Genomic DNA, 10,001 nt, shown 5'->3' on the forward strand with positions numbered 1-10,001 from the left:
ACCGCGGTCGAGCTTCAGATTCAGAATATTTGTCATGGTGGGTGGTGCATCAAGTTTTCGCGTTCTTGGTTCTTTTTCGTGGACCATAGCCGATGCATGATTCTAGCCACCAAGGAGCTGATCATGAAAATTTCACGAACCTTACTTTCTGTTGTTGCCGCTGGCAGCCTGGCCATGTCCGGGGTTGCCGCGGCGCACGGCGCCGCTGACCATGGCGCTGGCGATATCGTCAAGCCGAACTTCTCGCACGCAATTCCAAACATTCCGGGCAAATCGGTGATCGCCGTGGAAGTCACTTACCCGCCCGGGGGCGCTTCGTTGCCTCACACCCACGCGAAGTCGGCGTTCATCTATGCGTGCGTGGTCTCAGGCAGCGTCGCCAGCAAGGTGAACGATGAGCCGGAACGCGTCTACAAGGCCGGGGAGGCGTTCTTCGAGGAGCCCGGCTCGCGCCATCCGGTCAGCCGCAATGCGAGCAAGGCCACGCCGGCAAAACTGCTGGCCGTGTTTGTCGTCGATTCGAACGACACAGCACTGACAACCAACGACCAGTAAGGAGCTTGAAAATGAGATTGGACTACGCCAAGGCATCGCCGGGCGGCGTGAAGGCATTTGGGGGGGTATATGGCTATGTCAGGCAGTCGGGCCTGGAAGACGTCCTCGTCGAACTGGTCTATCTGCGCGTCAGCCAGATCAACGGGTGCGCCTTTTGCCTCGACATGCATACCCGCGACCTGATCAAGAAGGGCGTCACGCCCGCGAAGCTGGCGCTTGTGCAAGCCTGGCATGAAGCGGGTGCGTTGTTCAGCGATCGCGAGCGCGCCGCTCTGGCGTGGGCGGAGTCGGTCACCCGCGTGGCCGACACCCATGTACCCGACGAGGACTTCCAGCTTGCCGCGACAACGTTCAGCGAGAAGGAGCTAGCGGACCTTACGATGGCCATCAGCTTGATGAATGCCTACAACCGGCTTGCCATCAGCTTCCGCCGGCCCCCCGACTCCGCCGTGGCTGCGGAACGCTGAAGCGGTCGCCTCGTGGAATCGAGCGGAAGCGGTCAAAAGAACGCGCCTGTCCGGCGCGCTTTTCCTAAACTCGTTGCTGCGGCCGGCCTTAGCGTGCCATTAGCAGCAGCGCCGCATGGGTCAGCATGCCCACCGTCCCATCGTCGACGTCCCAGCTCTTCATCATTTCCGCGATTGACTTGGGTACTTGGTCGCGATCGCGGTGCATGGCCGTGCTGACGCGAATTGCCGACGACTCCCCATCTGAGCGAAAACCTCGTGAAGAAGCCGTACAACCGGGTCCTGAGGCTCCGGGATTGGTTAAGGTCTGGATTCGCGCTCGGCGAGCATATCGGTCGGTCTGTCGCCTCGTGCAAAACGATAGACCGTAGCAACTCAAGGTGTCCGCGGTTCGTGGGTAAGATCAGTTAGCCTGAAATACGTTCGAGAAGGGCCACCCACGGTGGCATGGCGACGGCGATCTTGCCGGAAAAGCGCCTCCCCGTTGCTAACAGTTAGCAGCCATGTAGCTGCGCTTTTCGACGAAACTGCACTTATGCTAATCAGGCAACGCCGGGTGACCCATTTGGTCAGCAGTACCCTTCAATGATCTCGAACAATCGTTGGCACGATTTGGCAAGGTGTTGTTCGGGCGCGGTCGCAACCCCGAGCAAAAGGCCTGGCACCGTCCACGATGGATTTGCGAACCACGCGGACAAGGGTGATGGCGCGATGCCCGCAGTCATTGCCTCGCGAACGATTCGCACATCGGGGGCGCCCTCTGGGAGGCGAAGAAGCACGGCGAGGCCCGCATTTACCCATTGCGCGTCTCGGCTACACAACTCCGCTGTCAGAGCATCGCGCTGCGAGGAATAAAGACGCTTGAGCCGGCGCACACGTCGGATGTAGTGGCCCTCCCGCATAAACTCCGCAGTGGCGACTTGAATGACCGGTGACGGCGCGGGAGCGAGTGTCGCGGCCACCTCCGCGAATGCATTGACGAGGTCGGACGGGACAACAATGAAGCCAAGCCGCAGAGCAGGGCTAACAGTCTTGCTGAAGGAGCCGATGTGGATGACGTGCTTGCCTTCGCCAAGAGATGCCATGGCGGGCGCCGGCCTGCCTTCCAACTGTAGTTCTCCAAGGTAGTCATCTTCAATGACCCACGCATCGTTTGAAGCCGCCCAGTCAAGCAGTTGAAGGCGCCGTCTCAACGACAACGTCGAGCCTAGAGGCGCTTGCTGACCAGGAGTTAAGACCGCTAACGCGGCGTCCGGCGCTGTCTTGATGCCGTAGTCGACGTTGATACCGTCTGCGTCTACCGGGATCGGCACGATATTCAAGCGAGCCAGTTCCAGCCCCTTACGGGCGAGCATGAACCCGGGCTCCTCCATCCAGACCTTCTGGCCTTCCAAACCTAGCACCCGAAGTGTCAAGCCTAAGCCAGCGCTGTATCCGGACGTCACGAAAACCTGCTCCGGATGACAGTGGAAGTTTCGCGCGATGGAGAGATTGCCTGCGATCTCTCTGCGAAGGTCGAATTCGCCTCTCGGATCAGGATAGAGCAGCGACGACAGGCCCGCTGTTTTTAGCAGATTGGAGGAGCGAGCCCGCGAAAAAAGCTTTTCCGGCAGTCCTTCAAACGCGGGAATACCGAGTTGGAAAATCGCTGGCCCGGCCTTCATCTCCTCATATGATTTCATAAACGAACTGAGCCGCGCCGCCTTTCGTTGAGCAGTGGCGACGCGAAGCCGCGGAGCGACCCGCGTTCCCCCAGCTCCAAACGTTTCTATCATCTGTGAATCATTCAAAAGCTCATAGGCAGCCTTAACGGTCCCGCGCGCGACCCCGAGCTGCGACGCAAGGTCTTTCCATGATGGCAGCCGTGTACCGGATTCGAGCAGCCCAGACTCTATTGCTCTGCTGATGCTCTCAAAAATCTGCTCTGTGAGGGGCCGTTTTGCTGTCCGGTCGAGCTGTATCTGCAAGTCTGAAGCCATAGTCTTGGTACACACGAAAATCACAATCTTGGTACTGTTTTATGCACCGTGAATAGTACAGAATCTGCCCTACCAACAGTGCTACAAACGCGAAGTCAATACGGAATGTGGCTCTTGCAGCATGCACCCGATTTTCTCTCCGTATTCGGTCGAAGCTGCGAGCGAGCTGCAAATGCGGGGCATTTTCATGCCGTGCTGGAGCCGCAAGGGCGCAGAGTGTTGCACAGATGGAAACAGCCTGCACAAAGCCTTCGTTAACCAGGCATTTAAGACGCACTTCGATCTCGGTGCCCGATGTTTCACGCGCCCGATTTCGTCTGCTGGTCAAGCAACCGCGCGACCAAAGCTGCTGCAAAATCTGATGGAGAAAATTGTATGAATATTCTGCACATCGACTGCAGCCCTAGACTGGGATCGCATAGCCGAAAACTCTCGGCGGGAATCGTCGAAAAGATTCAAACGCTCTTGCCGGGCGTGGAGGTTCGCCGCCGGGACCTTGGGCTGGAGCCGATACCTCATCTCGGAGCCGCCTACGCCGACATACTCTCGACGCCTGCGACGTTGGCTGCCGCAGGAAGGACCGCTGGCGCTGTACTTATCGCGGAGGAACTCATTCAGGAGGTCGAGGATTCCGATGTGATCGTCATCGGTACTCCGATGAATAACCTGACGGTTCCGTCCGTCCTGAAAGCGTGGATCGATCAGCTTATCCGCGTCGGACGCACGATGCAGTCGACGCCCGCTGGCAAGGTTGGAATGCTTCGGGACCGTCCGGTATTCGTCGGCATTGCCTCCGGCGGCGTGTTTACTGGCGAACGCGCCAACCAGCCGGATTTCCTTACGCCTTATCTTTCTGCCGTACTGGCTTGCATTGGCTTCACCACCATCCACTATTTGCCGCTGCAGGCAACTGCATTTCTCGATGAGGATCAATCCGCGCAACTTCGGGCTTCTCTGATAGCCACGATTGAGCCGCTTTTGACCACTCTCGCGTGCAGCCACGTTTGAGCGTGCGGATATCTCATGCCAAATCTGCCGACGCCTTCGCAAGTCTCCGTTGTGGAGAAACTGTCGTCGACGACGATTAGTGTCCGCTGGAGTGATCCCTGCATGGGACGTTACGAGAGCCAGATCTGGACTATTGGATCGGCACCAGCGGAAGCGGTCTGTGCGCTGTCCGGTAAGGCCATACACCGTGGCGACCCGATATTTCGCCCTCGTGTGAGTCGAACGCATAAACCAATCAACCGCCATACGGTGATTCTGGCTTCCGCAGTAGGTTGTTTTTCTGAAGAACCATCATGTTAGGGGGCACTGGATCATGAGCGCATTGCGAAAGGTCGTGGTGGTAACCGGAGCATCGCAGGGAATTGGCGCCGCCATCGTTCAGGCGTTCCGCAAGCTCGATTACGCGGTCGTCGCGACGTCCCGCTCGATACAACCCTCTGTCGACAAAGACGTTCTGACGATAGCTGGCGACATTGGTGATCCTGCTGTGGCGCAGCAAGTCATCGCCGAAGGGGTCGCGCGATTTGGACGGATCGACACGCTTGTGAACAACGCCGGCATATATATCGGCAAGCCTTTCACAGAACATAGCGCGGCGGACTACGCAGCGGTGATGAATGTGAACATGGCGGGATTCTTTCACATCACGCAACTGGCGATTGCGGAGATGCAGAAGCATTCTCGCGGCCACGTAGTGAGCGTCACTGCGAGCGTCGCCGACATCGCGTACAGCGGAGTTTCTTCGTCACTAGCGGCATTGACAAAGGGCGGTCTCAACGCCGCAACGAAGTCGCTCGCCATTGAGTATGCAAGCAAGGGAATTCGGGTGAACGCGGTGGCTCCGGGTTTGATCAGGTCGACTATGCACAAGCCAGAAGCCCATGACGATCTCGCCGCGTTGGTTCCACTCGGATTCATGGGCGAGGTGGGCGATATCGCGGACGCGATTGTCTTTCTTGATTCAGCGTCGTTCGTCACGGGCGAGGTACTGCATGTCGACGGCGGGATGAGCGCTGGCCGATAGATTCGGTCCTGCAGTTGGCGAGGAATGAGCATCCCTTCTCGTCGAGATTTTCGGGCGCTGAAATTGTGAGTTTTGCCGTCACCTGATTTCCCCATGCCGAGGCCTTACAGAATTCTATGTCTCACGTCGACTGGTTAAGTCACCTGCTGCAATTGATCACCGTCACTGGCCGGCCTGAAGTCCGCTGCGCCTATGGAGCACCGTGGCGGGTCGAGTGGGATCAAGCGGCAACCCACGAAATCCCGTACCACGTCGTGCTCAGGGGCAAGGCAGTCATCGAGGATCCCGAGACGGGGATGGCAAAGGAACTGGTCGCTGGAGATATTGTCTTGTTACCCCACGGCTCGGCGCACATCCTGCACGACGGGAGTGGAATTCAGCCCGGACCTACTCGCGAGCGTCAGGGTCTCGCTGGGTGGACCTTTAGCGAGAATGACGGCGTTGGCGAGCATCTCGATATGTTATGCGGTCGTTTTTTTATTGAACCGCCGCATGACCGACTGATTCGCAATTACCTTCCGACAAATCTGGTGGTGCGGACTACTAGTACCGACGATGAGTCGGGTGTCGAGTCCCTCTCGAACCCTCTCGCCAATTTTGTGAGGCTCATGCGTGATGAGTCTACGGGAGAAAAAGTGGGCGGCTACGCCGTCCTTAATTCGCTCAGTTCGGCGCTGTTCACCATCGTGCTGCGCGAGGCAAGTAAATCCGAGCAGGCCCCAACAGGCTTGTTGGCGCTGGCTGGCCACCCACGGTTGGCCCCCGCGATTTCGGCGATGTTCTCCGATCCCGCTCGCGGCTGGAACCTGCCCGAGCTGGCCGCCTTGTGCAATATGTCCCGCGCCACGTTCATGCGGCATTTCCAGGAAACGCTCGGATGCTCAGCGGTTGATTTGCTAACCGACATCCGCATGAGCCACGCTGCGAACGAGTTGAAGAAGCCGACGATGACCACAGAGGCCGTAGCCGAATCAGTTGGCTACCAATCTGTATCTTCATTCCGGCGTTTGTTCACAGAGAGGATGGGCATGACACCAGGTGAATGGCGTCGTCTCGCACGTCAGGGGCGATAGACCCCGAAATTTGTCGCTCCCGGTTCTAACCAGCATCGGACACGATCCGGCGAGGTCGACGCGGAGCGGCCGCTCTTCGTCCGTACGTCCTTCGATGCAATCTGGACAAGGGACTTCAATCGCGACGGCGCGATGAACGCTGCGGCGTCGCAAGATCGAGCGAACCGATGAGCCCTTGTGGAGTTTGATCCTTTTGGACACTTTATTGAGCATTTTCGCTCTCGAAATAGCCCTCGTGGGGCCTTAAAGTTGAAACACCTCACCACTTGACGGCAAACACGCAGTAGAGACTGCGACGTCACGGTGAAAGCGGCGACGGTGATCCGCAATCTGCACACGAAAGTGATTTTTTGCCGCGCGATCTCGTAAGAGGCGCTTCTGTACCCAGCAGGTCCCTCCACCCAAAGGAATCATCATGAACAGCGAAACCACCCTGAACAGCGGGACGACCATGACCAACGCAGTCATCGACTGTATCGTCAGCCGTAGCGCCACGAAGTATTACGACCCGTCGGCGAAGTTGAGCGACGACCAGATCCGCGAGCTGGTGCGGATCTCCACCAGCGCACCGACGTCCTTTCATCTGCAGAACTGGCGCTTCATTGCGGTGCGCACGCCCGCAGCGAAGGCCAAGCTCTTTCCGCTTGCCTGGAGCCAGCCGGCTGTCGCTGACGCGGCAGTCACCTTCATCATCTGCGGACAGCTGGTCGACACCAGCGTGATTCCGGATCGCCTGGCTCCGCTGGTCGAAGCAGGCGTGATGCCGGAGACGATGGTGTCGGAGTGGGAGGCCCCGGCCCGCGAACTGTACATGGAATATCCGCAGCGTCGTCGCGACGAAGCCGTACGCACGGCAACATTCGGCGCGTCGGCAATGATCTACGCTGCCCGCTCGCTGGGTATGGGGTCCACGCCGATGATCGGCTTCGACGCTGAGGCGGTTCATCGCGAATTCGGCTTGGCCGATGACGAAGTGCCCGCGCTTCTGCTCGCTGTCGGTGCCGAGCGTCAAGGCAACTGGGCGCAAAAGCCGCGCCGTCCCGTGGACGAAGTTCTCGACCTCGTCTAAGCGGGTTGCTGGAGTGTTCACGACGTACAAGGACCAGCCAGCCGCGAAAAGGGTAGTCGTAGGCAAGATGACGCTCAACTGAAGTCCTGAACGGCTTCGACCCGCGCCCGGGCACGAAGCAATCCGAGAGAAGGGTTCAAAAATGAACCGTTCTTAATAAGTAGTACGAATTAATCAGAGATCCTATCATGACCCGTACCACCATTCTTACGCCGGAACAAGTACCCGCCGAATCGAAGGCAACGCTCGATGGCTTCGCCAAGAACATCGGCTTCACCCCGAACATGATGGCTGCGTTCGCGCAAAGCCCGATCGCGTTCAACGCCTGGGCCTACCTGCTCGGCTCCCTGAGCAAGGCGCTCGATGTGAAGACGCGCGACAGCATCGGTCTGGCAGTCTCCGAAGTGAACGGTTGCAACTACTGCCTGACGGTCCACAGTTTCACCGCTGAGCATCTGGCGAAACTGCCGGCGGAAGAAATCATCCTCGCGCGCAAAGGCCACGCCGCCGATCCGAAGCGCGATGCGGCTGTCCAGTTCGCGCGCAAGGTCATCGAAACCCGTGGGAAGGTGGGCGACGCCGACCTGAACGCAGTTCGCGAAGCGGGCTACACGGATGCAAACGTGATGGAAATCGTCGCACTGGTGGCCATGTATTCCCTGACGAATTTCTTCAATAACGTGTTCGATCCGGACATGGATTTCCCCGCTGTCACGCCGGCCGGTTCGATCTGAGCTCGAGACTGCGACGCCCATGACGTTGGTAACCCCGAGAGCGACGTTCTTGGGGGCACCATTCGCGGGGACGGTCAGCCAGTTTCGTTAAATGGCTGGCCGTCCCCGATCAAGGAAAAAGATGACCCTTCAGCATCCAGTCTTCACGCGCTGGCCAGCGCAACACCCCGACCGGCTCCAGCTCTTTTCACTGCCGACTCCCAACGGCGTGAAGGTCAGCATCATGCTGGAGGAGACGGGCCTGGCGTATGAGGCCCATCGTATCGACATCCTGGCGAACGAAAACCAGGAACCTGCTTTCGTTTCTCTCAACCCGAACGGCAAGATTCCGGCGATCTTCGATCCAGACGGTCCCGGGAACCGCCCGATCGCATTGTTCGAATCAGGTGCGATCCTGCTCTATCTTGCCGACAAGACGGGGCAGCTCTTGTCCACGGACCCAGCGCTTCGCTTTGAGACGATCCAGTGGCTGATGTGGCAGATGGGTGGTGTCGGTCCCATGTTTGGACAGGTCGGCTTTTTCAACAAATTCGCCGGGAAAGCCTACGAAGACAAGCGCCCGCGCGACCGCTATGCGTCGGAAGCCGCGCGTTTGCTCGGCGTGCTCGACACTCGGCTTGCCGGACGCAACTGGGTGATGGGCGATGACTTCAGTATTGCCGACATTTCTCTGCTCGGGTGGGTTCGTAACTTGATTGGCTTTTACGAGGCGCGCGACCTTGTCGGCTTCGATCGCTTCACTCATGTCCAGCGTTGGTTCGATCGCGGTCTCGCACGCCCTGCTGTGCAGCGCGGCCTCGAGATGCCATCAGCCTGAATCAGGCCGGGCAGTTAGCCGCATAGCCTCGCTGACACGCAGAAGGAAAAGACCATGAAGATACGGAACATCATCATTGCCAGCTTCGTTGCACTAGCTGCGATGGCCGCCGACTCCGCGGAAGCTCACGACGGTGACGGACAAACCGTCACGAAGAATTTCGATGCAGCGATTCCCAACGTCCCCGGCAAATCGCTGATTGTACTGGAAGTTACGTACGCGCCCGGCGCGGCATCTGTTCCTCACACCCACGCGAAATCCGCATTCATTTACGCGTACGTGATCGAGGGCGCTGTCGAGTCCAAGGTGAATGACGGCCCAACCCGCATCTATCGAGCGGGTGAGAGCTGGTCAGAACCGCCCGGCGCTATCCATTCGATCAGCCGAAACGCGAGCAAAACGCAGCCCGCGAAATTGCTTGCCGTGTTTGTCGTCGACACGGACGACAAAGCGCTGACCACGCCGCTCAGATAGCGGGAATTTTTCCGACAAACACGAATCCTGCGAGGCACTGGAGAGTTTTTCTTAATGCGCAGGAAGTCCTTTCAGACGAGTGAATCCATGATTGAAATCACCGCAGACGCCGAAGCGATCATAAAAGGGGCAATACTGTCGTTCGTCGCAACGGTCAATGAGGACGGGACGCCGAATCTTTCGCCAAAGGCCTCCTTAACGGTCAGGAATGGCAAGCTCTACTTCGCCGATATCGCGTCGCCCGGGACGTTGAGGAATTTGAATGCCAACGCCGCCGTCGAGATCAACGTAGTCGACGTGTTCCTGAGGCGTGGTTACCGGTTCAGAGGAAAGGCGTTCATTGTGCCGCCTGACGGTGACGAATACTCAATGATCGCGGACTGGGTTCGTATAAGCAACGGGCCTGAATATCCAGTCGAACACGTCATCAGGATTGATGTTACTTCGATGTCTTCATTGCTCTCCCCTGCGCACATCTTTGCCGAGCCTCCTCGCAGCCAAGATGAGATACAGAGTACGTACCGTCGGAAGTACGGTATGCGCTTAACCGGGGAATAGACTTTAAATGTCAACCTGCGGTTCGATCGAATCACGCCTTCGCGACCGGAGGAAAGAAATTGCCCGTGAGACTGAAGTTAATTGTGGTTGATCGCATTGCTTGATGCTGTGGTTTGGTCACAGTTGCGCTTCATCGCTTTACTGCCATAGGACTTCGGGAGAACTCTATGCAATCAGTTGAGATCAAAGCCATCGAAAATAGCGATTTCGATATGTGGCTGCCACTTTGGGAAGGCTATCAGC

Annotated in this window: 13 protein-coding genes; 12 read left to right on the forward strand and 1 reads right to left on the reverse strand. The window is 58.0% G+C overall.

The features are described 5' to 3' along the window. Positions 1–123 precede the first annotated feature (123 nt). Together AB4Y42_RS43045 and AB4Y42_RS43050 are read left to right on the forward strand one after the other, a co-directional pair. On the forward strand, positions 124–555 hold the full coding sequence (locus AB4Y42_RS43045) for a cupin domain-containing protein (RefSeq protein ID WP_368697759.1): 432 nt from the start codon (positions 124–126) through the stop codon (positions 553–555). A 5-nt stretch (positions 556–560) separates the two neighbouring features. Next, entirely contained in the window at positions 561–1,022 is a 462-nt protein-coding gene (locus AB4Y42_RS43050; protein WP_218108684.1) for a carboxymuconolactone decarboxylase family protein, read from the forward strand. Between the two features lie 569 nt (positions 1,023–1,591). Here the strand turns inward: AB4Y42_RS43050 and AB4Y42_RS43055 are convergent. Then, positions 1,592–2,989, reverse strand: coding sequence for a PLP-dependent aminotransferase family protein (locus AB4Y42_RS43055; protein WP_368691649.1), 1,398 nt, complete (start codon positions 2,987–2,989; stop codon positions 1,592–1,594). Between the two features lie 133 nt (positions 2,990–3,122). On the opposite strand from AB4Y42_RS43055, the gene AB4Y42_RS43060 reads away from it, so the two are divergent. From AB4Y42_RS43060 to AB4Y42_RS43105, 10 genes are all read left to right on the forward strand, one after another. Further along, positions 3,123–3,380 carry a hypothetical protein gene (locus AB4Y42_RS43060; protein ID WP_368697756.1) on the forward strand — a complete coding sequence of 86 codons (258 nt, stop codon included), beginning with the start codon at positions 3,123–3,125 and terminating at the stop codon, positions 3,378–3,380. Further along, on the forward strand, positions 3,377–4,009 hold the full coding sequence (locus AB4Y42_RS43065; protein ID WP_368697757.1) for an FMN-dependent NADH-azoreductase: 633 nt from the start codon (positions 3,377–3,379) through the stop codon (positions 4,007–4,009). Before AB4Y42_RS43060 ends, AB4Y42_RS43065 begins: the two co-directional genes overlap by 4 nt. 15 nt (positions 4,010–4,024) lie before the next feature. Beyond that, positions 4,025–4,309 carry a DUF3331 domain-containing protein gene (locus tag AB4Y42_RS43070; protein ID WP_368697758.1) on the forward strand — a complete coding sequence of 95 codons (285 nt, stop codon included), beginning with the start codon at positions 4,025–4,027 and terminating at the stop codon, positions 4,307–4,309. Positions 4,310–4,322: 13 nt separating this feature from the next. Next, positions 4,323–5,033, forward strand: coding sequence for an SDR family NAD(P)-dependent oxidoreductase (locus AB4Y42_RS43075; RefSeq protein ID WP_368691650.1), 711 nt, complete (start codon positions 4,323–4,325; stop codon positions 5,031–5,033). Between the two features lie 116 nt (positions 5,034–5,149). Beyond that, positions 5,150–6,106, forward strand: a complete 957-nt coding sequence (locus AB4Y42_RS43080) for an AraC family transcriptional regulator (RefSeq protein ID WP_368685922.1) — start codon at positions 5,150–5,152, stop codon at positions 6,104–6,106. Positions 6,107–6,557: 451 nt separating this feature from the next. Further along, a complete protein-coding gene (locus AB4Y42_RS43085; protein ID WP_368697760.1) occupies positions 6,558–7,175 on the forward strand; it encodes a nitroreductase family protein in 618 nt (205 codons plus the stop codon). A 188-nt stretch (positions 7,176–7,363) separates the two neighbouring features. Next, positions 7,364–7,909, forward strand: coding sequence for a carboxymuconolactone decarboxylase family protein (locus tag AB4Y42_RS43090; RefSeq protein ID WP_266233118.1), 546 nt, complete (start codon positions 7,364–7,366; stop codon positions 7,907–7,909). Between the two features lie 121 nt (positions 7,910–8,030). Further along, positions 8,031–8,726, forward strand: coding sequence for a glutathione S-transferase C-terminal domain-containing protein (locus AB4Y42_RS43095; RefSeq protein ID WP_368691651.1), 696 nt, complete (start codon positions 8,031–8,033; stop codon positions 8,724–8,726). Positions 8,727–8,780: 54 nt separating this feature from the next. Next, on the forward strand, positions 8,781–9,200 hold the full coding sequence (locus tag AB4Y42_RS43100; protein ID WP_342923973.1) for a cupin domain-containing protein: 420 nt from the start codon (positions 8,781–8,783) through the stop codon (positions 9,198–9,200). Positions 9,201–9,287: 87 nt separating this feature from the next. Further along, the gene (locus AB4Y42_RS43105; protein WP_368691652.1) at positions 9,288–9,758 is read left to right on the forward strand and encodes a pyridoxamine 5'-phosphate oxidase family protein; all 471 of its coding nucleotides are present in this window, start codon (positions 9,288–9,290) and stop codon (positions 9,756–9,758) included. Positions 9,759–10,001 lie beyond the last annotated feature (243 nt).

It is taken from the genome of Paraburkholderia sp. EG286B (assembly GCF_040965655.1).
In the GTDB taxonomy this organism is placed as follows: Bacteria; Pseudomonadota; Gammaproteobacteria; order Burkholderiales; family Burkholderiaceae; genus Paraburkholderia.